This window comes from Mobilicoccus massiliensis (assembly GCF_000826525.2).
Lineage (GTDB): Bacteria > Actinomycetota > Actinomycetes > Actinomycetales > Dermatophilaceae > Mobilicoccus > Mobilicoccus massiliensis.
In genome coordinates this window covers 291,610-316,743 of the sequence record NZ_LN651329.1, presented here as the reverse complement: position 1 = coordinate 316,743, position 25,134 = coordinate 291,610, and the positions used below count along the sequence as shown (strand labels likewise).

The window sequence follows — 25,134 nt, the reverse complement described above, 5'->3', positions numbered from 1 at the left end:
GTGATTTTCACACAGAAGCCCCGCCAGCGTGAGACGAGTTGCGGACAACGTCTACCGGTCGGCGTCCGTGACGAGTTCCGCGGCGACGTCGTCGGGGTCGGGCATGGCGGCGATGTCGGCGGCGACCGTGCGGGCGGCGGCGCGATAGGTGTCGTCGTCGCGTAGTCGAGTGAGGGCGTCGACGACGGCGCCGGGTGGTCGTTCGCCGGGGAACGCGAGACCGATCCGGGTCGACGCGACGGCGGCCGCGTTGAGGAACTGGTCGGCCCCCTGCGGCACGACGATCTGCGGAACCCCGGCCGCGGCGGCGGCCAGCGTCGTGCCCGAACCGCCGTGGTGGACCACGAGATCGGCCTGCCGCAGCACCGTCGCCTGCGGGACCATGCGCGCCGCGTGGATGCCGCGCGACGGATCGTGCACGGTGTCTGGGTCGCCCGCGGGTCCGACGGCGACGAGGACGTCACCGACCTGCGCCGCCTCCCTGACGAGACCGACGATCGGGTTGTCCTCGGAGCCCCACCCACCGCCGGAGAACACCGTCCCGAGCGTGACGTAGATGCGCGGGCGGCGGCTGTCGCCCCACGGCGCGACGAAGTCGGGCCGGGGCTCCTCCCAGGCCACCGACCGCAGCGGCCGGCGGGTGCGAATGCTGCCGTCGTCGCCCTGCTGGAGCGCTGCCGGCATCGGGTCGAGATAGGTGTCGAGCGGCGGTGCGACGTCGAGGGGCGCCCACGGCGGGACGCTCGGGTCCTCGAGGTGGCGACGCGTCACCTCCGACAGGCTCGTCATCATCGGCAAGATGTGGCCGATCCCGCACATCACCGACGGGATACCGAGGTCGTCGGCGACGACCCGGGCGGCGGAATGGGTGGTCTCGTAGACGACGAGATCGGGCCGATCGTGGCTCCACAGGCGGCGCAGCGGCTCGAGCGACGCCTCCGCGTGGACGACGCCGAAGAACGCGGGCACCCAGCGGGTCGCCATGTCCTCCGTCGCAGCCGGGAAGCGGCTCATCGTCGCACCGACCAGATCACCGACCGACGCGGCGTCGGTGCCTCGTTCGGTCGGCACGGGCAGGCGGCCGAGCAGTTCGCCCCCGGTCGCGAACGTCACCCGTGCGCCACGCGCCTGGGTCGCGAGCGCGAGCGGCACGAGCGGGAAGACGTGGCCGTAGGCGGGCAGGGCGGCGAAGGCGACGTGCGGCACGCCCCCATCCTCACCCGACGGGCGCGCCGGCTCCAGTGGTCGCGCCCTCCCGCGGCGACGAGAGGAACGCCTCCGCGCTGTGCGCCGGCGAGAGGTCGAGGCGGCGCAGCAACTGGGCGTTGAGCGCGACGATGACGGTCGACAACGACATGAGGACGGCGCCGACGCTCATCGGCAGCACGAACCCGATCGGCGCGAGCACGCCTGCGGCGAGCGGCACGGCGATGAGGTTGTACCCCGCTGCCCACCAGAGGTTCTGGCGCATCTTGCGGTAGGTCGCGTGCGAGAGCTCGATGACCGACAGCACGGCACGCGGATCGTCGCCGGCGAGGATGACGCCCGCGGAGGCGATCGCGACGTCGGTGCCGGCGCCGATGGCGATGCCGACGTCGGCCCGCGCGAGAGCGGGCGCGTCATTGACGCCGTCGCCGACCATCGCGACCTTGCGGCCCTCCTGCTGCAGCTCGGCGACCTTGGCGGCCTTGTCCTCGGGCCGGACTCCGGCGTAGACGCGGTCGATGTCGAGCTCGGCGGCGACCGCGTCGGCGACGGCGCGGGCGTCTCCGGTGATCATGACGACCTCGACCCCGGCGGCGTGCAGCGCCGCGACGGCCTCCCGCGACTCCGGCCGCACCTCGTCGGCGAGGCGCAGGGCTCCGGCGACGCTGCCGTCGACGAGAACGTGGAGAACGATCGCCCCCTCGTCGTCCCAGCCCTGCGCGGCGTCCATCGCCTTCGCTCCGTTCTCCTGGAGCAGGTACGGACCACCGACCTCGACCGTCGCACCGTCGACCGTGGCGCGCACCCCGACCGCCGGCGAGGAGGAGAAGTCGACCGCGCGCGGCAGGGACAGGCCGCGCTCGCGGGCGGCGCCGACGATCGCGCGGGCCAGGGGGTGCTCGCTGTCGGATTCGGCCGCGGCCGCGAGCGCGAGCACGTCGTCCTCACCGCGGTCGCCGACGGGCTCGACCGCCGTGACGGTCGGCTCGCCCTTCGTCAGCGTTCCGGTCTTGTCGAAGAGGACCGACTGGACGGTGCGCATCGACTCCAGGGCGAGGCGGTCCTTGACGAGCACCCCGGCGCGGGCGGCGCGTTCGGTGGCGATGGCGACGACGAGCGGGATCGCGAGGCCGAGGGCGTGGGGGCAGGCGATGACGAGCACGGTGATGGCGCGCACGACGGCGGAGTCGGGACGGCCGAGCACGGCCCACACGACGGCCGTGACGAGCGCGGCGCCGAGGGCGTACCAGAAGAGCCAGGCGGCCGCGGTGTCGGCGAGGCGCTGCGCCCGCGATGACGAGCTCTGGGCGTCGGAGACGAGCTTCTGGATTCCCGCGAGGGTCGTGTCGTCGCCGATGGCGGTGATCTCGACGCGCAGGCCCGAGTCCGTCGCGACGGTGCCCGCGACGACCTGGTCGCCGACACCCCTTCGGACCGGCCGGGATTCGCCGGTGACCATCGACTCGTCGACGTCGGCCGACCCCTCGACGACCCGCCCGTCCGCCGGGACCGACCCGCCGGGGCGCACGACGACGACGTCGCCGACGACGAGCTCGGAGGGGGCCACGGTGACGGTGTCGTCGCCGACGACCTTCTCGGCCTCGTCGGGCAGCAGCGCCGCCAGCGAGTCGAGGGCGGAGGTCGTCTGCGCGAGCGCGCGCATCTCCAGCCAGTGGCCGAGCAGCATGATGACGACGAGGAGGGCGAGCTCCCACCAGAAGTCGAGCTGGTGGTCGAGCACGCCGAGCGACGCGCCCCACGACGCGACGAACGCGACGGTGATCGCGAGACCGATGAGGAGCATCATCCCCGGCCGGCGCGATCGGACCTCCGAGACCGCGCCCTCGAGGAACGGCCGCCCGCCCCAGACGTACATCACCGTGCCGAGCACCGGCGACACCCACGACACCCACGCCGCGGCGGGCAGGTCGTAGCCGATGAGCTCCGCGAACATCCCGTTGAACCCGACGACGGGGATCGCGAGCACGAGCATGATCCAGAACAGCCGCCGGTACTGCGCGACGTGCGAGCCGTGGTCATGGCTCGATTGGTCGTGGCCCGCGTGGTCGTGACCTGCGTCGTCGTGGTGTTCGTGGTCGTGGGCGTCGTCGTGGTGGCGCCGACCGTGATCCGCGCCGTGGCCATCGGGACGGTTGTCGAGTGGCCGGTCGGCGCCCTGTTCGCTGCTCGGAGCGGCGGCGTCGCGATGCCGGGCGTTCATCACACTCTCCCTGGGGGTCGGTTCTCCTGGGAGGCACCGGGTCTCGGAGCGTCGACGCGCAACCGCGGGGGCGCCTCTCTGGCATCAGCGTTACCCCCGGGGGGTATGTTCCGCGATTCGACCGCCTGCCGATCGAGCGGATGACCGAACTCGTAGGCCTGTCACTCGAAGTCGTCGAACACCCGGCGTCGGATCTCGTCGGCGACGAGAGCGCTCTGCTTCTCGGGGAGCCAGTGGTCGGCGTCGACCTCGACGAATCGGTAGTCGCCTCGGCAGTGCTCGACCGTACGTTCGGCCGCCGCCCGGCCGAGGAACGCGTCGCGATTCCCCCAGATGAATGTCGTCGGGAGGGTGATCGGCCTGGACTCGCGTACACGCGCATCATCGGTGCCCCTCGTGAACATGCCGCGGTAGGGCCCGAGCGCGCCGGTGAGCGCACGCGGTTGTGACAGCGCATGCACGTACGCAGCGGCCTGCTCGGGCGGCAGGGCGAGGGAGTCGAGGCCGTTGCGTTCGATCCCCCACGCCAGTACGCGCTCCGGCAGCACCGGAACCTGGAACGCGAGCATGTACCAGCTCTTCAATCCCTGGGTGGAGTGCCGCATCGCCCATCTCAGTGCCGCGGGGTGCGGCGTCGACAGCACGGTGAGGGTGCGCAGCCTCTCCGGATGCCGCCGGGCCACCTCCCACGCGATCGCGCCGCCCCAGTCGTGCCCGACGAGGTGTATCGATCCGAGACCGGCCGCGTCGAGGAGGGCGACGACATCACCGACGACGCGCTCGATGCGGTACATGCTGCGTGCTCGCGGTCGCGCCCCTGCCGAGACGCCGCGTGTGTCGGGCGCCAGCGTGCGCAGGCCGTCGGCGTGCAGGCGTTCGCTCACCGGACCCCAGGCCGCCGACGTCTCCGGAAAGCCATGCAGGAGAACCACGGTCCGCGCCTCAGGAGCGTCGCCCGGGCCGCCGTCGACGACCGAGAACGTCATCCCGTCGTTGGTGAAAGTGCGCATGCGAAGCTCCTTTGCCGAGGGGCCGGTTACCTGCGCGTCACCCTAAGCAGCCGGGAGCATCCGGCGTCCTTGAACATTCACGCAAATCCCCGGACTCGGCCTCGCCACGCGGCTGACATGCAGCGATGTGGCGCGACGTGTGGGTCGCGCGGTGGACTGGCCCCGCTCGGCCATGACACCGAGAGGCTCTCTCACGGAATCGGCCTCCTCCCGGCGACCGACGCCGAAGGTGCGCTCCGAACTCACGCAACAAAGACCGGTCACTGCACGCGCCCGCTGCCCGCGTAACCCTCTGATCAGGGAAGACGGGCCGCCGAAGGGCGAGCGCGGCGGTGCTGACCGGTCTTTGTTGCGCGACGCTGCGGGCGTCACCGCGCCTGGCAGCTCCGCATGCACTCGACGGCTAACGCGGGCGGAGCCTCCGCGGCCTCCACGGCCTCCGAGCGCGGTACGTCCGAGTAGCCCCGGGCGGGATCTCACGGCGCGGTGAAGACCACTTCCGGCATGACCCGCTCCCCCGACTCGTCGAGGATCGCCACGAGTGTGCCGTCGGGGGCGAAGGCCGCCACCGGCCCCGCGCGACCGGGCTCGGCCGAGGGGATGCGTACGCCGTGGGAGACGAGGCGCGTCTCCTCCTTGTCGAGTCGTCGCTCGGGCATGGAGGCGCGGGCGGCGTCCTCGAGGGAGACGAGCGGGAGCCCCGAAGTTCCGGGCAGCGCATCCGGGGTTTCTCGGGAAACACCTGCGGCGCGGGCCGATTCGAGCTCCTCCATCGTGTGGGCGACGTTGAGTCCGATGCCGCCGACACGGGTACGCCGCAACGACGTCAGGTGCCCACCGACACCGAGGGCCTCCCCGAGATCGCGCGCCAGGGCCCGCACGTACGTGCCCGACGACACCGTCACCTCGACGTCGAGGTCGAGCACGACAACCGGGTCTGCGGAGACGGACGACGTCGGAATCTCGACGCGCGCCTCACCGCGATCGCGCCGGTGCACCGCCGAGGGGTCATCGGCCTCCTCCTGCGGCGGAATCCCCATCCCGCGTCGGCGCTCCAGGACGTCGAACTGCGACACGCGCGCCGGGCGTCCCGCGAGCGCGACGTCCTCCCCCGCCCTGGCCCGCGCGTAGGCGCGCCGACCGTCGATCTTGATCGCGCTCACCGTGCTCGGCACCTGCGAGATCTCCCCGGTCAGCGCCGCCACAGCGGCATCGACCGCGGAGTCCGTCAGCGCCTCGACCGCGCCGGCCGGGGCGACCGCCGTCGCGACCCCCTCGGCGTCGTCGGTCATCGTCGAGACACCGAGACGAATCGTCGCCGTATACGACTTGTCCGCACCGACGATGTACGTGAGCAGCCGGGTCGCCTTGTTGACGCCGACGACGAGCACGCCCGTCGCCATCGGATCGAGCGTGCCCGCGTGACCGACCTTGCGGGTGCCCGCCAGGCGCCGGCAGGCGCCGACGACCTGGTGAGAGGTCCACCCTGCGGGCTTGTCGACGACGAGCAGCCCGTCACCGACGGTCGGGTCGATCGCGCGGGCCACGTTCAGCGGCCCTCGCCGCGAGACACATCCTCGTCGCCGTCGATCTCGCTCGCCCGCTCGCCGATGAGGTCGTCGATGGCGGCCTCCTCGTCGAGCACTTCCTGATCGACCTCGTCGTCGGTCTTGCGGTACGGATCAGCGCCACCCGCATACGTCGCACCCGCCGCGGCCTGGGCGAGCTCGGCGTCCCGCTTGCGGGTCTCGGCGAGGACCTCCTCGAGGTGCGCCGCCCCCTCGGGAATCGCGTCGGCGACGAACTCGATCGACGGCGTGAGCCGGATTCCCAAGCCCTTGCCCACCGCCGACCGGATACGGCCGCGGTTCTCCTCGAGCACCTCCGCCGTCGCGGCGCGTTCGTCGTCGGAGCCGAACACCGTGTAGAACACCGACGCGTGCTGCAGGTCACCGGTGACCCGCACGTCGGTGACGGTGATGAAGCCGAGGCGCTCGTCCTTGATCCGGTTCTCGAGGTACTCCGCGACGATCACCTTGATGCGGTCGGCCACCTTACGGGCCCGTGCCGGATCTGCCATGGTCTTCTCCACCTTTCACGAGGCCGTCTCGCGGATCTGTCGATTCCCGCGTCGCGACTCTCGACTCGTGCCCGAAGGCGTGACAGCACGCGCCACCCGGGACCGGGCAGAACGCAGGGTCACAAGCCTAGAGCGAGCGGACGACACGCTCGAATCGGCACACGATGCAGCCCCGCGAGAGAGCGGACATCGGACCGAGCGAGCACGGTGCGAACACGGCAAAGCACGGCACGAGCACGGCGCGAGCACGGCGCGAACCTCCCCCAACCCTCGCTCGAACAGGCCTTTTCACCCACGACCGGCTCTCCCCCGCGCTCGGACAGGCGCTTTCACCAGCCAGCCGACGGTAGAACCGCCTGTTTGAGCGTGAAGAAGAGCAGGCGCCGGTTGGAAGCGCCTGTCCGAACGTGCGAGCGAACCGGCACCTGGGGTGAAAGAGCCTGTTCGAGCGGACACTTGGGATGAAAGAGCCTGTTCGAGCGGACGCCCGGGGTGAAGGCGCCTGCTCGAGCGGGCACCTGGGGTGAAACCGCCTGTCCGAGCGGACGACGAACAGCGGCGCCCCCGTCCGTGAATCCCGGACGGGGGCGCCGCTGCCGTATTGACCTGCGGACGTCGATCAGACGCGAGGCTTCTCGCGCATCTCGTACGTCGTGATGAGGTCCTCCACCTGGAGGTCGTTGAACGAGCCGAGGTTGATACCGCACTCGTAGCCCTCGCGGACCTCGGTGACGTCGTCCTTGAACCGGCGCAGACCGGCGACCTCGACGTTCTCGGCCACCACCACGCCGTTGCGGGTGATGCGGGCCTTCGAACCGCGGCGGATCTCGCCCGAGCGCACGATCGAACCGGCGATGTTGCCGAACTTGGAGCTGCGGAAGATCTCGCGGATCTCCGCCGAACCGAGCTCGTGCTCCTCGTACTCCGGCTTGAGCATGCCCTTGAGCGCGGCCTCGATCTCCTCGATGGCCTGGTAGATCACCGAGTAGTACCGGATCTCGACGCCCTCACGCTCGGCCACCTCGGCGTTCTGCCCCTCGGCGCGCACGTTGAAGCCGATGATCACGGCGTTCGACGCGGCGGCGAGGTTGATGTTGTTGAGCGTGATGGCACCGACGCCGCGATCGATGATGCGCAGGTCGACCTCGTCGCCGACGTCGATCTGGAGCAGCGCGTCCTCGAGCGCCTCGACCGAACCCGACACGTCACCCTTGAGGATGAGGTTGAGGGTGTCGACCTTGCCGGCTGCGAGGGCCTCGTTGAGGTCCTCGAGGCTGATGCGCTTGCGCGCCTTGGCCAGGGACGCCTGACGATCGGCGGCCTCGCGCTTCTCGGCGATCTGACGGGCCGTGCGGTCGTCGGGAGCCACGATGAACGTGTCACCCGCGCGCGGCACCGAGCTCAGACCGAGCACCTGCACCGGACGCGACGGCAGCGCGACATCGAGGTTGTTGCCGTGCTCGTCGAGCATGGCCCGCACGCGACCGTGCGCCGAGCCGGCGACGATCGAGTCTCCGACGCACAGCGTTCCCGAGGTGACCAGCACCGTCGCGGTCGCACCACGGCCACGGTCGAGGTTGGCCTCGATCGCGACACCGCGTGCGTCCTTGTCGGGGTTGGCCCGCAGGTCGAGCGCCGCGTCGGCCGTGAGCAGCACCGCCGACAGCAGCTCGTCGATGTTCTGGCCCTGCTTGGCCGAGACGTCGACGAACATCGTGTCGCCGCCGTACTCCTCGGCGATGAGGCCGTACTCGGTGAGCTGACCGCGCACCTTGGCCGGGTCGGCTCCCTCGACGTCGATCTTGTTGACCGCGACGACGATCGGGACGTCCGCCGCCTGGGCGTGGTTGAGCGCCTCGATGGTCTGCGGCATGACGCCGTCGTTGGCGGCGACGACGAGGATCGCGATGTCGGTCACCTTGGCACCACGGGCACGCATGGCGGTGAACGCCTCGTGACCCGGGGTGTCGATGAACGTGATCGGACGCTCCTCGCCCTCGTGCTCCTTGACGATCTGGTAGGCACCGATGTGCTGCGTGATGCCGCCGGCCTCGCCCTCGATGACGTTGGCGTTGCGGATGGCGTCGAGCAGTCGCGTCTTACCGTGGTCGACGTGACCCATGACGGTCACGACCGGCGGACGCGGCTCGAGCATGCTGTCGTCCTCGGCCTCGGCCTCCGCCTCGGCCTCGAGGTCGATGTTGAACTGCTCGAACAGCTCACGCTCCTCGTCCTCGGGCGAGACGACCTGGATGTCGTAACCCAGCTCCTCACCGAGAACCTTGAACGTGTCCTCGTCGAGGGACTGCGTGGCCGTGGCCATCTCACCGAGGTGGAACAGCACGGTCACGAGGCTCGCCGGGTTGGCGTTGATCTTGTCGGCGAGGTCGGTGAGCGAGGCACCACGACGGATGCGCACGACCGTCGACCCGTCACCACGGGGAACGATCACGCCGCCGACGCTGGGCGCCTGCATCTCCTCGAACTCGCGACGCTTCGCGCGCTTGCTCTTGCGACCGCGGACGGGACGACCGCCGCCACGACCGAACGCACCCTGGGTGCCGCCGCGCGGACCGCCGCGGAAACCACCGCCGCCACCGGGACGACCGCCGCCGGGACCACCGCGGTACCCGCCGCCACCGCCACCGGGACGACCGCCGCCACCGGGACGCTGGCCGGGACGGCCGACCGACGTGCGGTCGGGCATCATGCCCGGGTTCGGGCGCGGACCGGCACCGGGGCCGGGACGCGGACCGCCACCGGGACGCGGACCGGCCGCACCGGTGCCGCCGGGACGAGGCCCGGGGCGTGCGCCGGCGCCGGCACCGGCAGCGCCACCGGGGCGCGGGCCGGGACGGGGGCCGCCGGAGCCGCCGGGACGCGGCATGCCCTGGCTGGACGCGAACGGGTTGTTGCCCGGGCGCGGGGCACCGCCGTCGCGGTCACGACCGCCACGACCCATGCCCTGGCTGGGCGCGAACGGGTTGTTGCCCGGGCGCGGACCCGGACGAGGAGCGCCACCCGGACGCGGCGCACCGCCGGAGGGACGGGGCCCCGGACGCTCCGAGGTCGGACGCGGGCCCGGCTTCTCGGCCGCCGGACGCTGCGGCGCCGGACGCGGACCGGGCTTGGCACCCGGCTTGGGCGCACCGCCCGACGACGCCGCAGGAGCGCTGGGCGCAGCGGGTGCAGTGGGCTCGGTGGGCTGCTCCGCAGGCTTCTGCGGGGCAGGACGCTCGGACGCGGCGGGAGCCGACGTCGCGGATCCGGGCTTCGGCGCAGCACCCGGCTTGGGCGCGGCACCCGGCTTGGGCGCGGCACCCGGCTTGGGCGTGGTGCCCGGCTTGGGGGTCGCCCCAGGCTTGGGCGCACCGCTCGGCTTGGCCCCGCCTGCGGCGGGCTTGGGCGCGCCGGGCTTGGGTGCGGCCGTCTTCTTGGCGTCGCCGCCACCCTGCTCGGCGACGAACGACTCGCGGACACGGCGCACGACCGGCGCCTCGATGGTGGAACTGGCGGAGCGGACGAACTCGCCCTTCTCCTTCAAGTGGTTCAGAAGTGTCTTGCTCTCGACTCCGAGCTCTTTCGCGAGCTCGTAGACCCGGACCTTGGCCACGTTTCTCCTCTATCTGCCGGCCCGGGGTGGAGTCCTCGGACCGACGTCAGTGCTGGGCGGACCTCATTGCTGAGTACTCATCGGTGACTCATCAGCGTCTAACCCGCTTTCGGTTCTCTTCAGTGCCCCACCGACACCGCGTCGGTGGTCGTGCCGCGAACCGGATCGGTCGTCCCGGCTCGCGTCGCGTTCGTGCTCGACCTCCAGCGCCTCGACGTAGGCGCGAACCTGTTCGAGGTCCACGCCCTGGGTGAGGCGGAGGGCCCGCCCGAAGGCGCGCCGTCGCGCCGCCTGCTGCAGACACGCACGCGTGGGATGGATCCACGCACCGCGCCCGGGCAGACGCCCCGCCGCATCCGGCACGAGAACCACGACCGAGGTGGGTGTGGGAGGCCGCGTGCCGGCGACGAGTCGCAACAAGGACGACCGTGGCTCCCGTCGTCGGCAGCCGAGGCACGTGCGCAACGGAACATGGGCTCCGTCGCGCGAGTCGTTCGTGCTCGGTCCGGCCTTCGCCGGAGTCACGGCATCGCTCATCTTACCCCGCCGCGGGCGGGCCGGACGAGCGGCCGGGTCGTGCTCCCTGCTGCGGGGCTGCTCCCGCGGCCTGCCGAGGGGCCGGACCCGACTCGGACTCCTGATCGGAGTGGATGTCGATGCGCCAGCCGGTGAGCTTGGCGGCGAGGCGGGCGTTCTGGCCCTCCTTGCCGATGGCGAGCGAGAGCTGGTAGTCGGGCACGACCACGCGCGCCGCGCGCATCGCCGGGTCCACGATCTCGACGGAGGACACTCGCGCGGGCGACAGCGCCGCGGCGACGAACTCGGCCGGGTCGTCGGAGTAGTCGACGATGTCGATCTTCTCCCCGCGCAGTTCGGTGGTGATCGACCGGGCCCGCTGACCCATCGGACCGATGCAGGCGCCCTTGGCGTTGACGCCCGGGACCGTGGAGTGCACGGCGATCTTCGTGCGGTGCCCCGCCTCGCGCGCCAGCGCCTCGATCTTCACCGTGCCGTCGGCGATCTCGGGCACCTCGAGCGCGAAGAGCTGCCGGACGAGGTTGGGGTGGGTGCGCGACAGTCCGATCTGCGGGCCCTTGAAACCACGCTTGACGCTGACGACGTAGCACCGGATGCGCTCACCGTGCACGTACTTCTCGCCCGGCACCTGCTCGGCCTGGGGCAGGATGCCCTCGACCGTGCCGAGGTCGACGAGCACGTTGCGACCCTGGCTCTGCTGGATGACGCCGGTGACGATGTCGCCTTCCTTGTCGCGGAAGTCGCCGAGCACCGCGTCGTCCTCGAGGTCGCGCATCCGCTGCACGATCACCTGGCGCGCCGTCGACGCCGCCACGCGTCCGAAACCCTCTGGAGTGTCGTCGAACTCGGGGCCGGGCTCGCCGCGCGTACCGTCCTCCAGCAGCGGCGGGTCCTCCTGCGCCCAGACGATGACGTGCCCCGTCTTGCGATCGAGGTCGACCCTGGCCCGCTTGTACGCACCCTCGGTGCGGCCGTAGGCGAGCAGCAGGGCCTGCTCGATGGCGGGGATGATCACCTCCATCGGGATGTCGCGTTCGCGCTCCAGCAACCGCAGTGCGGCCATGTCGATGTCCATCAGTCCTCCTGCTCGTCGCTGTCGTCGCCGTCGGTCGGCGCGTCCACCCGGCCGAACTCGACCTGCACGTCGCCTCGCCGCACCTCGGACAAGGGGAAGGTCATGATCTGCGGGGCCTTCTTCGCGTCCTCGACCCGCAGCCGGAGGGCATCGCTGCCGGCGGCGAGAAGGCGGCCGGTCACCGGCGCCCCGTCGGCGAGGGCGAGCGTGACGAGGCGGCCGACATTGCGCCGGAAATGGCGGGGCAACGTCAGCGGACGGCTCACGCCGGGCGAGGTGACCTCGAGGGTGTACGGCGCGTTGCCGAGCGCGTCGGATTCGTCGAGCGCGGCACTGATCGCCCTCGTGGCGTCGGCCACGGCGTCGAGATCGAGGGGCGGGATCTGCTGCTGCGTCGTCCCACCTCGCGTCGCGTCGTCGCTCGCATCCTGGCCGGCGACGTCGAGCACCGGGACATCGCCGAGATCGCGATCGACGGCGATCCGCACGACGCGACGCTTGCCCGCCGGGGTGACGGTGACGTCCTCGATGAGGAGCCCCGACTCCCTGACGGCGCCGGAGACCGCGTCCTCGACGCGGCGTGCGACGGGTGAATCCCCCATGCCACACCTCCCGATGTTCTCGAATCCTGCCGACTGCGCGCGAAGGTCGACCTTCGCAAGCGCCCACTCTAGGCGACGGTGACGAAGACCGGCGCATGTCCGCGGGGCCGCGCGCCGGAGTGATGCCGCGGCAAGCGGAACGCTCGGCCTCGCGACCTGCGATGATGACGGGGTGGGGTGGAGTTCGCACAGGGACCGGGGGACGGTGGGTGGCGCCGCGCACGTGAGCAGGCGAGCGCTGATGCTGGGGGCTCTGGCGGTGCCGCTCGCCGGATGCCGGATCCGCCTGGAGTCCGACGCGCCCGCCTTCCTACCCGAGCCCTCCCCCGACCCGGCAGGCCCGGCGATTCTCACCGAACGGCGTCGGGTCGCGGGGCTCGTCGCGGCCTGCGTCGGAGTCGACGACCCGGTCGTGGCGCGGTGGCGGCCGGTCCAGGTGGCCCAGCTCGCCGCGCTGGACGGGGCCTTGGCGGCCCTGGACCCGCCGCTTTCCCCCGCACCGGCCCCGCGCACGTCGGCGCCGGCGCGTCGGGCCGACCTCGGTGACCTCGCCGATCTCGAGTTCGCCGACCTCGACGGGCCGGGACTGGTGGCCCTCGACGGACTCGCGCCGCGGGCGGCGGGAGTCGTCGTCGCGAGCCACGCGCAACGAGCCGTCGTCCTCGACGCCCTGCGTGCCGCCGGAGCACCAGGTGGAGCCGCGCTGCCGCCGCTGCCGTGGCGAGCGGCCTCCGAGGAACTGGCCGCCCACCTCATCGGCGCGATCCGGTCGGCGGCCTACGGGTTGGAGGTCGCCGCCGCCCAGTCCGACGCCGCGCGACGCACACCGATGCTCGACGGGTTGCGGTCGCTACGCCTCGCCGAGGCCGGGCTCGCCGCGGGGGTGCACGACCTGCCGCCGCGCCCCCTCGGCTACCCACTGCCGGGCCCGGTGACCTCGCCGTCTCAGGCGGCGCGTCTCGCGAACACCGTGCTCGACCGGCTCGTCGCGGTCGTTCTCGATGCCGTCGTGCCGACGGCCACCGCGCTGCACGACGCCGATGACGCAGGCGACGAGTCCGGTGGAGATCCCCCGCCGCCTGGGGCTGACGCGCAACCCACCGTCGCCCCGGAGGCGATCATCCCCTCCGGCGGACCGTACTCCGGGGCATCCGCGAGCCTCCTCCGGTTGACGTCGCTCGCCGAGACGACCCGGCTGCGCTGCGGCGGGGCCGTGCGTCCGCTCCCGGGGCTGCGTCCGGCGGCGGCCCCGGCCGCACCACCCACCACGTCCCCGACGGCAGACGCGGCGCGTCCGTCCCCTCGCTCGGCCTCACCGAAGACGGCGAACCCGCCGGCCACGACCTCGCCGCCCACGACGCCACGGGCGCGGACCCGTGCCTCGACACCGCCGCCCCGCGGGTGACGCCCAGCGGAGGGATGCGCGCGCCGCGCCCGGCGAAGAAGGAAGACGTGATGGCAGCCATCCCGGGGTCCTCACCCCCGCTCGGCCGCCATCCCATCTGCCACCTCGCAGGTCGGGCCGCTGCCAGGGTCGGTGCGCTCGGGCACCGGGTCCGGAGACGTCGTCGCGGGAGCGGACCGCTCGTCGGTGGGGAGCAGTAGGCTCGCGAGCGTGACCGACCTGCGACGCTGCACCCTCACCGCCCTGGCGGTGGTGGGGCTGTCGGTCTCCGGACATCTGCTCGGCGGAGGCCGCTCGCCCTCTCCCGTGGCGTTGCTGCTCGTCGCGGTGCTGGCCCTCGTGCTCGCTGCGCTCATCGAGGTGGCGTCGCCGGCCCGCCGAGCACGTCGGCTCGCGGTGTTCTTCGGCGCCTTCCAGGTCATCGCGCACGGGGTGTTGCACACGGTCGCGACCTCGGGAGCCGTGATCACGACCCCGACGCCCGGCCACGCCCATCACGGCGGACACCTCGGGCTTCCCGTCGGCCAGGCCGTGGCGATGGTCCCACCGGCACCGCACGCGCACGGCGTCTCACCGCTCATGCTCACGACGCACCTGCTCGCCACGGTGCTGCTCGCGTGGCTTCTCGGCCCCGCCAGGCAGCAGGTGCGTCGAGCGATTCGCCGCGTGTTGCGCGTTGCCGTGCCGGTGTCGAGAGCGACCCCGCGAGTGCGCGCCACCTCACCCGTCGTCGCATCCGCGGCCCGCGATGTCGTCGTCGCCGTCGGGCTTCGCGGCCCACCTCGGTTCGTTCGCGCCTGATCCACGCACGAACCGACCCGAAGGACTCCCATGTCACGCACGACCCTCGCCTCGATCCTCGCTGCCCTCACACTCGTGACGGCAGCCGGCTGCAGCAGCGGCCAGAACACCCCTGGCGCCGACACGCCCACCGCCTCGCCCACGACGCCCACCGCACCGATCCGCGTCACCGACGCGTGGGCGCGCGCCGTTCCCGAACTCGGCGACATGCCGATGACCGGCGTCTTCGCCACCCTGCAGAACACGACCGGCTCCCCCGTGACGATCGTCTCGGCGACCAACTCCCTCTCGCCGCTCACCGAGATCCACGAGACCGTCACCGCCAACGGCCGGGCCACGATGCAGAAGGTCGACGGCGGCCTCACCATCGAGCCGGGTGCCACTCGCGAACTGCGCCCCGGCGGCGACCACGTGATGGTCATGAAGATGACGCAGCCCCTCACACCGGGCCGGACCGTCACCGTGACCCTCACCACGCAGGACGGGCACCAGATCGCGTTCGACGCGGTGGCCAAGACCTTCACCGGCGGCGACGAGAAGTACCACTCCGGCTCGACGGGGACGACGTCACCGTCACCGGCCTCGCCCGCCGCCACGCCGAACGCGACCCCCACGTCCTCATGAGTGCCGGCACGTCGGGACTCTCGCGGCGTGCTCTCCTCGGTGGCGGTGCCGTGCTCGCGGGCACCGCGCTGGGTGGCGGCGTGATCGGACACGCCGTCGGCGCGCGTCCCGGTGATCCCGAGGGAACCGGCGCCGGCGGAGCCGAAGGGGCGATGCCGGCACGCGAACCGGTGGCCGGGCCGGGCGCGGCCGGGCGCCCCGGAACGCAGTCGGTGCACGGAGCAGTGACCGAACCGTTCTGGGGCGCGCACCAACCCGGCATCGCGACCCCGCACCAGGCACACGGAGTGTTCCTCGGATTCGATCTCGCGAGGGGTTCCGACGCGGCCGCCGTCGAGTCGCTCCTCCGACTGCTGAGCGACGACGCCGCACGGCTGATGGCCGGGCGGGCACCGCTCGGCGCCGTCGACGGGCAGCTCGCGACCACCCCGGCGCGGCTCACCGTGACGTTCGGGTTCGGCCCGGGGTTGTTCGACGCCGTCGGCCGACCCGAGGCGTGCCCGCCGGTCGTGCGGCAGATGCCCGCGTTCTCCACCGACCGGCTCGACCCACGCTGGGGGCCCACCGACCTGCTGCTGCAGGTGTGCAGCGAGGATCCGATGACCCTCACCTACGCCCAACGACGCCTCGTGCGCGATGCCGCGGACTTCGCCTCGCTGCGGTGGGCGCAGCGCGGGTTCCTGCCCGCGCGCGGAAGCGAGCCGGACGGCACGACGCCGCGCAACCTCATGGGCATGCGTGACGGCTCGGCCAACGAGTCCGATCCGGCGCAGGTCGCGAGCGTGCTGTGGAACGACGGGCGGGCTCTGCCGTGGCTCGCGGGCGGCTCGCAGTTCGTTCTGCGGCGGATGCGGATCGACATGGCCACCTGGGACGACCTGTCCACCGAGGCCAAGGAGATCGGTTTCGGCCGCCGCGTCCACGACGGTTCGCCGCTCACCGGCACCCAGGAGTCCGATGTCGTCGATCGCACGAAGGTCGACGACCAGGGTTTCCCCGTCATCGCACCGAACGCGCACGCGGCCCGGGCCCAGGCGCGGTCGGCGGCCGAACGGATGATCCGGCGTCCGTACAACTACACGGTCGAGACCGAGAAGGGCCTCGAGGAGGGCCTGTTGTTCGCCGCGTACCAGGCCGACCTGGCCACGGCGTTCGTCCCGGTGCAGCGGCGCCTGGCCGAGGCCGACGCCCTCAACGCCTGGGCCACGCACATCGGCTCGGCCGCCTACGCCATCCCTCCGGGTGCGAAGGAGGGATCGTTCGTCGGCGCCACACTCCTGCGCGCCTGACCTCACCACGGCGGTGAGTCCGCCCCGACGCTCACACAGGCGGTTTCCGCCACGTTCCCAGGCGAAAGCGCCTGTGTGGGCGTTCGACCCGGGGCCTGGCTTCGTGCGGCGGACTCCTCGACGCGCCAGGCGAATTGGCTCATGAATCTCTCGGCCGGGTCGATCGGGTGACCACACCCCCGATGTGAGGTCCGGTCGATGAACAAGCCGTTGCGCTTCGCCGTGGTGGCGTCGCTGCTGGTCGCAGCACCGGTCGCGGCGTCGGTCGCGGCACCGGTGTCCGCGCGTCTCGTCCCGCCGCAGACCGTCGCCGCGCGTCCCGACGTCACCGCCGGCTCCGATGCCGGAGGCGCCGTCGCCGTCGACCCGCCTCGTGCCCCGCAGGCCGAGCCGGCCCGCTCGACGGTCTCGGTCGAGGGTCTTCCGCCGTTCGTGGCCGAGGACATCCCGCTTCGGGTCGTTCCCGACGCGCAACTGCCCCAGCGGGTGGGCCGGATCGGCCTCACCCCGACCGCCGTGGCGACGACGAACGGCATCGTCGGCTACCGGCACCGCAAGACCGGCGTCGTCCACGACCACCCCGTCATCCAGGCGACGCACATCATGGGCTGGCTCGAGAGCTACCGCGCCACCGGTGACTCCCGGTACCTGCGGCTCGCCGTCAAGAACGCCGACCATCTGCTCGGATACGCGGACCGTTCTCACGGTGCCCTGTTCTTCGGGTATCACTTCGACTTCGCCCTCCACGGCGAGGACCGGTGGACCCTTCGAGCCCCCTGGTACTCGGGCATGGCTCAGGGGCAGGCGCTCTCGGCGCTGCTCCGGCTCCACGACGCGACCGGCGACCCGCGCTGGGCCGAGGCTGCGGATGCGACGTTCGCCTCCTTCACCCGGCCGCGGACCCCGGACGAGCCGTGGGTCACCGACGTGCTGCCCGGCGGCAGTCTCTGGCTCGAGGAGTACGCCGGAACTTTGCACGACCGCGCGTACAACGGCCACAACTTCGGGCTCTTCGGCATCTACGAGTACTGGCGCGAGACGCAGAACCCCGAGGCGGCCACGATCCTTCGCGGTGCGATGACGGCAACGCTCGACCGCGCCGAGGAGATTCGCGTCCCCGGCGAGGTGTCGCGCTACTGCCTCGAGCACGACGAACGCAGTGAGAAGTACCACGCCATCCACGTGCGACAACTCAACGCCATCGCCGGCTTCTCCGGTGATCGCCGCTTCGCCCACCTCGCCGACGCCCTCCTCGAGGACGCCCCGGCCGCATTCCAGGGCGGCCCCGGGGAGCTCGCGCGGGGCGCCCACGTCCTGCTCAGGAAGTCACCCAGCGGAAAGGTCGCCGAGGTGCGTCGCATCACGCGCGCCGATGCCCGCCACGTCCGCTACGACGCCCGTGAACGGATCGACGGACGAACCGGCGTCTGGCTGCGCATGGCCGACGGCCCGTATCGGGGCGAGTGGGTGCGCGAACGGCCCCGGCGGGCCTTCGTCACGGGAGTGTCCGAGGTCGTCGAGTTCCCCGGGACGCGACCGGCGATCCTCGCCGCCGGCGCGCACACCGGGCGATCTGCCGAGGCGCACGGGCCGACCCGCACCGTCGTCCTGGAACGCCCGTCCCGCGCGCCGGCACTGCGGCGGGTGCTCATCGACGGTCGGCCCCACGTCCAACTCGGGGCGGGCGCCTTCGCGGGGATGTACGTGCCGCTCGACGACCGGGTCTCGCTCGACTGACGAGGCGTCGGCGTCAGGCCGGGTCCCCGCCGAAACAGCCGTCGTTTCCACGGCAGCGTGGACGACCGCACTCATGGATCTGTTCGGCCTCGGCCACGCTGCCGGGTGACACCGCGGCGGTCGGTCCGGACGCCCGAGCACGGTCGGGCCCGAGCGGCGTGTCACAGTGTCGGACATGTCGGGCGTCGACGTCGCAGCACTGATTCCGGCGGAGTTCCGCGCACTGCTTGCGGGACGTCCGCCGGAGCCCGATGTCTCCGGCGACGACTGGCTGCGGTCCCTTCCGAAGCTCCTGCGCGGAGCGTTGGCGCGGTGGGAGCTCGCGGTCGACGGGCCCGCCCGACACGGGGTCTGCGCCCTCGTCGTCCCCGTCCGCTGCACCGACGGCACGCCGGCCGCGCTCAAGGTGGCCTGGCCGCACGCCGAGTCGCGCGACGAGCACCTCGCGCTACGTGCCTGGGACGGTGACGGCGCCGTGCCGCTCCTCGCCGCGGATCCGTCGCGCGCCACGCTGCTGCTCGCCCGGCTCGACGCCGACCGCGACCTGTCGAGGCTGCCCGTCGACGAGGCCTGCGAGATCTTGGGAGGACTACTGCGACGCCTCGACCGCCCCGCCCTGCCTCGGCTCGCGCGACTGTCCGGATGGGCTCAGCGGGTCGCGTCCTTCGATTCTCCGGCCGTGACGCAGGTCCCGCGCCGGCTGGTGCAGCAGGCGCGGTCGACGATCACCGGACTTCTCGAGGACGACGTCGACGGCCGGCTCGTCCACACCGACCTCCACTACGAGAACGTCCTCGCCGTGCTGCCGAACTCGCCTGCCGCCGAAGGGGACTCGCGGGCCGACGACGCACCCGATCCGTCCGGCGGCGAATGGCTCGCCATCGATCCCAAGCCCATGGCCGCGGAGCCCGCGTTCGCCGTGTGGCCGGCGCTGCACAATCGATGGACCGAGATGGGCACCGAGATCGCCTGGGGTGTGCATTTACGGCTGGGATGGATCTGTGACGCGGCAGGGATCGATGAGGATCGCGCCCGAGCCTGGGCACTCGTGCGCACCGTCGACGACGCGCTCGAGGCCGCCGAGCGCGGCGACGCAGCGACCCTCACGGCACGCATCGCTCTCGCCAAGGCCCTCTCCCAGCGTTGGTGATCGCTCGAACAGGCACCTTCACCCCGACGGCCCACGCCACCCCACGCCCCCCGCACCCACCACCCGCTCGAACAGGCTCTTTCACCGCGTCTCGTGGACGAAAGCGCCTGTCCGAGCGTGAATCGGCGGTCGGCGTGTGACGAAAGCGCCTGTCCGAGCACGAAACGACGGCCGACGTGTGACGAAAGCGCCTGTCCGAGCGTGATCAGTCAGAGCGCCCAGGGTGAAGCGGCCTGTTCGAGGGTGCGCTACCGGGTGGGCGGCAGGTCGGTCGTCGCGCGGGATCGGGTCGGGTCGGTGCGCAGACGGTCGGCGATGCCGTCGAGGTCACGTAGAGGTGCGGCATCGGCGTCGTGCCCGAGCCCCAGGCGGGCGGCGAGTTCGAGCACCCACGGCCGTCGCAGCCGGGCGGCGTCGAGCAGATCGGTGCGATCGAGCACGTCCGCGGGATCGCCCTGCACGACCCGGCCGTCGAGGACGACGGCGCAGTCGTGCGCCCACGCGAGCGCGAGGTCGACGTCGTGGGTCGCGAGGACCACCGTCGTCCGATGCGCCTCGAGTCGGCGCAGAGCCGCCAGCACCTCCTCGACGCCGACCGGGTCGAGGCCCGCCGTCGGCTCGTCGAGCAGCAGCAGGCACGGTCGCATGGCGACGGCGCCGGCGATCGCGGCGCGTTTGCGCTGGCCGTAGGAGAGCTGGTGCACGGGCCGCTCGGCAAGATCGGTGATACCGAGCAGGTTCAGGGCCTCGTCGACGCGCTCACGGGTCTCGGCCTCGCTCAGCCCGAGGTTGAGCGGTCCGAAGCTCACGTCTCGACGCACGTCGGCGGAGAAGAGCTGATCATCGGGGTCCTGGAGGACGAGTTGCACGTTCTGGCGGTGGTGCCGCATACCGGCGCGGTCGTAGCGCACCGGCTCACCGTCGAGGAGCACGCGTCCCGACCTCGGCTGCAGTGCACCCGAGAGGCAGCGGAGCAGCGTCGTCTTGCCCGAGCCGTTGGCACCGAGCAGCGCGATCCGGGTGCCCCCGTCGATCGCGAGGTCGGCGCCGGTCAGCACGGGCAGTCCGTCGTAGTCGAAGGCCACGCCCTGGGCGTGCAGCGACTGGTGACTCATGCCATCCCCTTCCAGGCCGGCCAGACGTTCGGGTCTGCCAGCGAGACGACGACCGAGGTCGTGACGATCGAGGCGACGAGCAGGATCGACGCGACGAGGAACCGTGACGAGGCGTGTCGGGGCGGGTCGAGCGTACGCAGCGAGTCGGTGTAACCACGCCCCGCGAGCCCGTCCTCCAACCGGCGGGCCCGCGTCCAGGCACGCACGAGCACGGCCGCGACGAGCGCCGACATCGACCGGTAGGCCGCGGACCGGGAGGAGTATCCGAGCCGGGACTCCTGCGCCTCCCGAATCGCGCCCGCCGACTCCAAAAGAACGAACACGAGCCGGTACACGAGGCTCGCGACCTCGATGAGCGGATCGGGGATGCGCGCCCGGCGCATCGCGGCGAAGAGATCGACCATCGGGGTGGTCGTCGCGAGCAGGAACATCGCGAGAGCGCCCGCGGTGCCACGGACGAGCAGCGTGCCGACGGTCGGGAGCATTTGCGGAGCCAGCCCGATGCGGGGGCCGCCGTCCCAGGAGACCGTGACGAGCACGGTGACGGCACCGACGACGATGAAGACGAGTGGCGCGAGCAGACAGCGGACGAGCAGGCCGGGGCGCACGCAGGCGGGTCCGAGCATGATCGCCAACGCCGCGACGCCGGCCAGCACTCCCCCGGGAACGGGTGGGAGTGCGACGGCGCAGGCAAGAAGCCCGAGCGCGAGAACGGCCTTGTCGAGCACCCGTCGGGTGCGCCACGGGCTCGACCACGCCGCGTCGTCCAGAGCGAGTCCGCGAGCGGTCACCGTGGCCACTCCTCTGACAGACTCCCGCCATGAGCACCGGCATCGAGTCCACCGAGGACGCAGCCGTGCCCATGAGCGCACGGGCCCGTGCGGCCCTCGCGTCCGGCTACACGATCCGCGTCGCGCAGATCGCCGACGCCGCGCGCCTTGCGAGCGTGCACGCGCAGGTGTGGCGAGAGACGTACACGGGGCTCATGCCGCCGGAGGTTCTCGACGGCCTCGACGCCCGCGCGGGTGAGGAGCGGTGGGAGCAGATCCTCACTGCCGACCCGAAGACACGACCACAGACCCTCGTCGGGGTCGACCCGGGCGGACGGATCGTTGCCCTCGGGTCCGCGGGGCGCGCCCGCGACGAGGACGCGCCCGTCGGCCTGGAGCTGTGGGCGATCAACGTTCTCGCCTCCGACCACGGCACCGGGCTGGGCGACCTGCTGCTCGCGCACCTCGTCGGCGAGGCACCCGCGTACCTGTGGGTCGTCGACGGCAACGCCCGCGCGATCGCCTTCTACACCCGCCACGGCTTCGTCGTCGACGACGGCAGACCGGACGCGCGCTTCGGGGTTCGAGAGCTGCGGATGAGCCGGGGTTCGCACGAGTGGCGCGACACCCACTGACAGGATCGAGACGGCCAGCCGGACATCGGCCCCTCCCCCGCAGTGGCGGGGGAGGGACCGGGAGCGGTCACTGCAGACGAGAGTACCGAGCGAGCAGGGGTTTTCGTGTTCGGAGCGTCGACAACGGTCCCCGGCCACAGCGGCTGGGTGACGCGTCACCTGGCGGGCGACTCGGCCGGCTCGGCGGTCGCGCTCGACGCCTCGACGCGGCGGCGCCCCTGCAGACGTCCGACGCAGTAGCCGAGGACGATGCCACCAAGACCTGCCTGGGCCGCGAACAGGCCCGACTCGAGTTCGCTCGAGCCCAGTTCGACCACCGGTCCGAACCACGGCCGGGCGCCGCCCTCGTCGAGCATCTCGGTGACCTGGGCGTCGGTGCCGCCGAACGCCTCGTCGCCGGCACCGGGATCCTGACGCAGGCCTCCGACGAAGAACGAGGCCCCGAGCACGGCGATGATGCCGACGAGCAGCAGCAGCGTGACGACGTGCTTGTTCATCGAGTCACCTCCGTGGCCTCCGAACGGTCGCGATCCTGCCCTGCGGGCCGAGCGGGGCGCCCGAGGACACCGAGCCGGACGAGTTCGGGCTTCGCGATGTCGGTGAGCAACCGGAACACGAGTACCGAGAGCAGGCCCTCGACGACGGCGAGCGGGATCTGGGTGAGCGCGAAGACCGAGAGGAACTTCGCGGCGGCACCGGCGAACCCGGACGTGGCGTCGGGATAGGCCAGCGCGAGTTGCAGGGAGGTCATGCAGTAGGTCGACAGATCGGCGAGCGCGGCGGCGAAGAACATCGCCACACCCGTGTTGGCGCCCTTGAGCAGACGCCACGTCGCATACCCGACCCAGGGGCCGACGACGCCCATGGAGAAGACGTTCGCCCCCAGCGTCGTGATGCCTCCGTGGGCGAGCAACAACGCCTGGAACAGAAGGACGATGGTGCAGAGGAACGCCATGACCGGCGGCCGGAACAACACCGCCCCCAGCCCGGTGCCCGTGGGGTGGCTCGAACTGCCGCTGGCCGACGGGAGCTTGATGGCCGAGAGGACGAACGTGAAGGCCCCGGCGGCGCCGAGCAGCAGCCGACTCTCCGGGTTCTCACGTACCTGGCGGACGACGGCGCGCGCGCCGTGGACGACGAAGGGTGCGGAGGCAGCGGCCCAAGCCGCGGCGTGTATGGGGGGCAGATACCCCTCGGTGATGTGCATGGAGTTCTCCTTCGGGGATGACGCGTCCCCCTCGATGCGGCGGGTGAGTGTCTGACTCGGCCCCTCGGGCCTCACAGTGGCGCGACCGTGCCGGATTCACACCGGCTTCCTCGCCTCGACCGCGGAGTGTCGTGACCCGCCGAGTATGGCATCACCGTTCGAGGGGGTCGAGGTGTGGCGGTGCGCCGGGGGCTCCGCATCGCTACGCGGTGGGCGGCCCGCCTCAAGCATGCCGGAGGCGATCGGCCGCGGGCCTCGAGCGAGCCCAGCGAATCGAGTGATCACGCGGTGCGCGACAGAGGGCGTCGCCGCGGCGGCGGTCCTCTGGCCGCGCCGGGCGGCACGTGTTAGACAGAACCCATGGCTACGACAGCTCTCAAGGGTTCCCCCGTCCAGACCTCCGGCGACCTGCCCTCCAAGGGCGGCAAGGCGCCCGGATTCCGGCTCACCGGAACCGATCTCGCCGAGATCACCAACGACGACTTCGAGGGTCGCCGTATCGTCCTCAACATCTTCCCCAGTGTCGACACCGGTGTCTGCGCCCAGAGCGTGCGCACCTTCAACGAGCGGGCCGCCGGCCTCGACAACGCGACCGTCGTCTGCGCGTCGGCCGACCTGCCGTTCGCGCTCGCGCGCTTCTGCGGTGCCGAGGGCATCGACAACGTCACCGTCGCCAGCAGCTTCCGCACGGACTTCGGCGACGAGTACGGCGTGACGATGATCGACGGCCCGATGCGCGGCCTGCTCGCTCGCGCCGTGGTCGTGCTCGACACCGACGGCACCGTGCTCCACACCGAACTCGTGCCCGAGATCGGCCAGGAGCCCGACTACGACGCCGCGATCGCCGCGCTCTCCTGAGCCGAGCACCACGGGAGTGACGAACGCTCGAACAGGCGGTTCGCCCCAGATTCGGGGTCCGAACCGCCTGTTCGAGCATCAGGAGGCCACGGTTAGACCGCCTCATCGCCGGCCCGCCCGGCGTCCCGCGCTCGGACAGGCGGTTCCGCACCCGGGACCCCGCACCCCGAACGCTCGGACAGGCGGTTTCACCCCGCGAAGCCTGGTGAAACCGCCTGTCCGAGCGTTATCCCGGCTGATGTCGGTCGTCGCCGATAGCGTTGCGGGCGATGACGAGCTCGAAGAAGCGGAAGAGCGCCCCGGCGACTGTACGCACGGGGCCATCTCCCGACGACCCGCACGACATCGTCTACTTCAGGCGGCACGTCAACGACGACCCTGCGCAGGCAGAGCCAGGTCGCGAGGCCTTGCGGTCGTGGCCGAGGTCGGTTCGCGCGAAGGCCAACGCCGTTCTCATCGCTGTGGCGACGGCCCCGCCAAAGCGGTTTGCCGGTGGTGGCTACTGGGAGGCGATGAAGGGCGACATGCGCGGGTGGTTCGAGGTCCGCGTCGATGGTCCGAAGCGTCACCACTACCGCTTGTTCTGCCTGCTCGACTACGAGGCCAAGGGACAGGAGAAGCCGCTGCTGGTCATCATCGACGGCCGCGACAAGCCGTTCCGCTCCACGTTGAGCGATGCGGATTACGCCGAGGTGCGCTCGATGGGTGAGGAGTACCTGGCCCACAACCCGCGCTCGATCGACTGATGCTACGCAGGGACCTTGCTGCGGGTCCGCAGTTCGCGAAGGTGGCGGGCAAGCGCGTCGGGGTCAGCGGCCCGCCCGGCCAGGAGAGGCTCGGTGACCTTGGTCCGCTCGTCGTCGTTGAGCGGCTCGACGGTGATCCTCATCCCGAGAGCGGCAGCGACCTCGGCCAGCGTGCCGAGCGTCGGGTTCGACTTGTCGGAGGCGAAGAGGCGACGGATGGTCGCGGGCTCCGCCTGAATCGCGCGAGCAAGCTCGGCCTTGGACATCCCGGCGGCCTCGCGAGCGTCATCGAGCGCATTGACGACCTCGTCAATGGTGGCGATGCGCATGGACTCCACGACGAACTCCCGAAGGAACTCGGCGTCCTCGAGGTCGCGCGCAAGGTCATCCCAGAAAGCGCTGGTACCGGTCATGGTGGTCACCCCTCTCGATGAGAGAGCGTATCATAAATGT

General features: G+C 71.8%; 23 protein-coding genes and 1 riboswitch. Of the genes, 9 read left to right on the top strand and 14 right to left on the bottom strand.

From position 1 onward, the window contains the following. Positions 1-51: 51 nt before the first annotated feature. From BN1197_RS09250 to BN1197_RS09210, 9 genes are all read right to left on the bottom strand, one after another. Positions 52-1,206 (bottom strand): glycosyltransferase, encoded by a 1,155-nt coding sequence (locus tag BN1197_RS09250; RefSeq protein WP_040158616.1) that lies wholly within the window; start codon positions 1,204-1,206, stop codon positions 52-54. Between the two features lie 10 nt (positions 1,207-1,216). Beyond that, positions 1,217-3,427 carry a heavy metal translocating P-type ATPase gene (locus tag BN1197_RS09245; protein WP_052466334.1) on the bottom strand — a complete coding sequence of 737 codons (2,211 nt, stop codon included), beginning with the start codon at positions 3,425-3,427 and terminating at the stop codon, positions 1,217-1,219. A 161-nt stretch (positions 3,428-3,588) separates the two neighbouring features. Further along, entirely contained in the window at positions 3,589-4,437 is an 849-nt protein-coding gene (locus BN1197_RS09240; RefSeq protein WP_040158614.1) for an alpha/beta fold hydrolase, read from the bottom strand. Positions 4,438-4,913: 476 nt separating this feature from the next. Then, entirely contained in the window at positions 4,914-5,984 is a 1,071-nt protein-coding gene (truB, locus tag BN1197_RS09235; RefSeq protein WP_040158612.1) for a tRNA pseudouridine(55) synthase TruB, read from the bottom strand. 2 nt (positions 5,985-5,986) lie between these two features. Further along, complete coding sequence (gene rbfA, locus BN1197_RS09230) at positions 5,987-6,517, bottom strand: 30S ribosome-binding factor RbfA (RefSeq protein ID WP_040158969.1); 531 nt, start codon at positions 6,515-6,517, stop codon at positions 5,987-5,989. 619 nt (positions 6,518-7,136) lie between these two features. Beyond that, positions 7,137-10,130 (bottom strand): translation initiation factor IF-2, encoded by a 2,994-nt coding sequence (gene infB / locus BN1197_RS09225; protein ID WP_040158609.1) that lies wholly within the window; start codon positions 10,128-10,130, stop codon positions 7,137-7,139. A 63-nt stretch (positions 10,131-10,193) separates the two neighbouring features. Beyond that, entirely contained in the window at positions 10,194-10,667 is a 474-nt protein-coding gene (locus BN1197_RS09220; protein WP_082043754.1) for a YlxR family protein, read from the bottom strand. A 1-nt stretch (position 10,668) separates the two neighbouring features. Then, positions 10,669-11,742 (bottom strand): transcription termination factor NusA, encoded by a 1,074-nt coding sequence (gene nusA, locus BN1197_RS09215; protein ID WP_052466332.1) that lies wholly within the window; start codon positions 11,740-11,742, stop codon positions 10,669-10,671. Then, on the bottom strand, positions 11,742-12,344 hold the full coding sequence (locus tag BN1197_RS09210) for a ribosome maturation factor RimP (protein ID WP_040158607.1): 603 nt from the start codon (positions 12,342-12,344) through the stop codon (positions 11,742-11,744). The genes nusA and BN1197_RS09210 overlap by 1 nt, the downstream gene beginning before the upstream one ends. A 241-nt stretch (positions 12,345-12,585) precedes the next feature. Here BN1197_RS09210 and BN1197_RS09205 point away from each other — a divergent pair, with 241 nt between their 5' ends. The 6 genes from BN1197_RS09205 (at position 12,586) to BN1197_RS09180 (ending at position 19,350) form a co-directional block, all read left to right on the top strand. Then, positions 12,586-13,749 (top strand): hypothetical protein, encoded by a 1,164-nt coding sequence (locus BN1197_RS09205; protein ID WP_040158605.1) that lies wholly within the window; start codon positions 12,586-12,588, stop codon positions 13,747-13,749. Between the two features lie 210 nt (positions 13,750-13,959). Then, on the top strand, positions 13,960-14,550 hold the full coding sequence (locus BN1197_RS09200; protein WP_040158603.1) for a hypothetical protein: 591 nt from the start codon (positions 13,960-13,962) through the stop codon (positions 14,548-14,550). Between the two features lie 30 nt (positions 14,551-14,580). Beyond that, a complete protein-coding gene (locus tag BN1197_RS09195) occupies positions 14,581-15,174 on the top strand; it encodes a copper chaperone PCu(A)C (protein ID WP_052466330.1) in 594 nt (197 codons plus the stop codon). Then, positions 15,171-16,463, top strand: coding sequence for a Dyp-type peroxidase (locus tag BN1197_RS09190; protein ID WP_040158600.1), 1,293 nt, complete (start codon positions 15,171-15,173; stop codon positions 16,461-16,463). The genes BN1197_RS09195 and BN1197_RS09190 overlap by 4 nt, the downstream gene beginning before the upstream one ends. Positions 16,464-16,661: 198 nt before the next feature. After that, on the top strand, positions 16,662-18,200 hold the full coding sequence (locus tag BN1197_RS09185) for a D-glucuronyl C5-epimerase family protein (protein WP_040158598.1): 1,539 nt from the start codon (positions 16,662-16,664) through the stop codon (positions 18,198-18,200). A 175-nt stretch (positions 18,201-18,375) separates the two neighbouring features. Next, positions 18,376-19,350, top strand: a complete 975-nt coding sequence (locus BN1197_RS09180) for an aminoglycoside phosphotransferase family protein (RefSeq protein WP_040158959.1) — start codon at positions 18,376-18,378, stop codon at positions 19,348-19,350. A gap of 248 nt (positions 19,351-19,598) precedes the next feature. On the opposite strand, the gene BN1197_RS09175 is transcribed toward BN1197_RS09180, so the two are convergent. Together BN1197_RS09175 and cbiQ are read right to left on the bottom strand one after the other, a co-directional pair. Continuing rightward, positions 19,599-20,465, bottom strand: coding sequence for an energy-coupling factor ABC transporter ATP-binding protein (locus BN1197_RS09175; RefSeq protein ID WP_052466325.1), 867 nt, complete (start codon positions 20,463-20,465; stop codon positions 19,599-19,601). Beyond that, positions 20,462-21,256 carry a cobalt ECF transporter T component CbiQ gene (gene cbiQ / locus BN1197_RS09170; protein WP_040158955.1) on the bottom strand — a complete coding sequence of 265 codons (795 nt, stop codon included), beginning with the start codon at positions 21,254-21,256 and terminating at the stop codon, positions 20,462-20,464. Before cbiQ ends, BN1197_RS09175 begins: the two co-directional genes overlap by 4 nt. A 29-nt stretch (positions 21,257-21,285) precedes the next feature. On the opposite strand from cbiQ, the gene BN1197_RS09165 reads away from it, so the two are divergent. After that, complete coding sequence (locus BN1197_RS09165) at positions 21,286-21,870, top strand: GNAT family N-acetyltransferase (protein WP_052466323.1); 585 nt, start codon at positions 21,286-21,288, stop codon at positions 21,868-21,870. 155 nt (positions 21,871-22,025) lie between these two features. Here BN1197_RS09165 and BN1197_RS09160 read toward each other — a convergent pair whose 3' ends face one another. Next, on the bottom strand, positions 22,026-22,367 hold the full coding sequence (locus BN1197_RS09160; RefSeq protein ID WP_040158596.1) for an energy-coupling factor ABC transporter substrate-binding protein: 342 nt from the start codon (positions 22,365-22,367) through the stop codon (positions 22,026-22,028). Then, the gene (locus BN1197_RS09155) at positions 22,364-23,077 is read right to left on the bottom strand and encodes an energy-coupling factor ABC transporter permease (RefSeq protein WP_040158594.1); all 714 of its coding nucleotides are present in this window, start codon (positions 23,075-23,077) and stop codon (positions 22,364-22,366) included. The genes BN1197_RS09160 and BN1197_RS09155 overlap by 4 nt, the downstream gene beginning before the upstream one ends. A 25-nt stretch (positions 23,078-23,102) precedes the next feature. Beyond that, positions 23,103-23,232: riboswitch (cobalamin riboswitch) on the bottom strand. A gap of 205 nt (positions 23,233-23,437) precedes the next feature. On the opposite strand from BN1197_RS09155, the gene tpx reads away from it, so the two are divergent. Then, positions 23,438-23,935, top strand: a complete 498-nt coding sequence (gene tpx, locus BN1197_RS09150; protein WP_040158592.1) for a thiol peroxidase — start codon at positions 23,438-23,440, stop codon at positions 23,933-23,935. A 269-nt stretch (positions 23,936-24,204) separates the two neighbouring features. Continuing rightward, positions 24,205-24,681 carry a hypothetical protein gene (locus BN1197_RS09145; protein WP_052466321.1) on the top strand — a complete coding sequence of 159 codons (477 nt, stop codon included), beginning with the start codon at positions 24,205-24,207 and terminating at the stop codon, positions 24,679-24,681. Between the two features lie 2 nt (positions 24,682-24,683). On the opposite strand, the gene BN1197_RS09140 is transcribed toward BN1197_RS09145, so the two are convergent. Beyond that, a complete protein-coding gene (locus BN1197_RS09140; protein WP_040158946.1) occupies positions 24,684-25,094 on the bottom strand; it encodes a helix-turn-helix domain-containing transcriptional regulator in 411 nt (136 codons plus the stop codon). Positions 25,095-25,134: the final 40 nt, after the last annotated feature.

Coding starts and splice junctions, on each gene's coding strand:
- BN1197_RS09165 (WP_052466323.1), top strand. CDS start 21,286: ATGAGCACCGGCATCGAGTCCACCGAGGACGCAGCCGTGCCCATGAGC.
- rbfA (WP_040158969.1), bottom strand. CDS start 6,517: ATGGCAGATCCGGCACGGGCCCGTAAGGTGGCCGACCGCATCAAGGTG.
- BN1197_RS09245 (WP_052466334.1), bottom strand. CDS start 3,427: ATGAACGCCCGGCATCGCGACGCCGCCGCTCCGAGCAGCGAACAGGGC.
- tpx (WP_040158592.1), top strand. CDS start 23,438: ATGGCTACGACAGCTCTCAAGGGTTCCCCCGTCCAGACCTCCGGCGAC.
- nusA (WP_052466332.1), bottom strand. CDS start 11,742: ATGGACATCGACATGGCCGCACTGCGGTTGCTGGAGCGCGAACGCGAC.
- BN1197_RS09190 (WP_040158600.1), top strand. CDS start 15,171: ATGAGTGCCGGCACGTCGGGACTCTCGCGGCGTGCTCTCCTCGGTGGC.
- BN1197_RS09185 (WP_040158598.1), top strand. CDS start 16,662: ATGAACAAGCCGTTGCGCTTCGCCGTGGTGGCGTCGCTGCTGGTCGCA.
- BN1197_RS09145 (WP_052466321.1), top strand. CDS start 24,205: ATGACGAGCTCGAAGAAGCGGAAGAGCGCCCCGGCGACTGTACGCACG.
- BN1197_RS09205 (WP_040158605.1), top strand. CDS start 12,586: ATGCTGGGGGCTCTGGCGGTGCCGCTCGCCGGATGCCGGATCCGCCTG.
- BN1197_RS09155 (WP_040158594.1), bottom strand. CDS start 23,077: ATGCACATCACCGAGGGGTATCTGCCCCCCATACACGCCGCGGCTTGG.
- BN1197_RS09240 (WP_040158614.1), bottom strand. CDS start 4,437: ATGCGCACTTTCACCAACGACGGGATGACGTTCTCGGTCGTCGACGGC.
- BN1197_RS09140 (WP_040158946.1), bottom strand. CDS start 25,094: ATGACCGGTACCAGCGCTTTCTGGGATGACCTTGCGCGCGACCTCGAG.
- BN1197_RS09195 (WP_052466330.1), top strand. CDS start 14,581: ATGTCACGCACGACCCTCGCCTCGATCCTCGCTGCCCTCACACTCGTG.
- BN1197_RS09160 (WP_040158596.1), bottom strand. CDS start 22,367: ATGAACAAGCACGTCGTCACGCTGCTGCTGCTCGTCGGCATCATCGCC.
- BN1197_RS09210 (WP_040158607.1), bottom strand. CDS start 12,344: ATGGGGGATTCACCCGTCGCACGCCGCGTCGAGGACGCGGTCTCCGGC.
- BN1197_RS09180 (WP_040158959.1), top strand. CDS start 18,376: ATGTCGGGCGTCGACGTCGCAGCACTGATTCCGGCGGAGTTCCGCGCA.
- BN1197_RS09175 (WP_052466325.1), bottom strand. CDS start 20,465: ATGAGTCACCAGTCGCTGCACGCCCAGGGCGTGGCCTTCGACTACGAC.
- BN1197_RS09220 (WP_082043754.1), bottom strand. CDS start 10,667: ATGAGCGATGCCGTGACTCCGGCGAAGGCCGGACCGAGCACGAACGAC.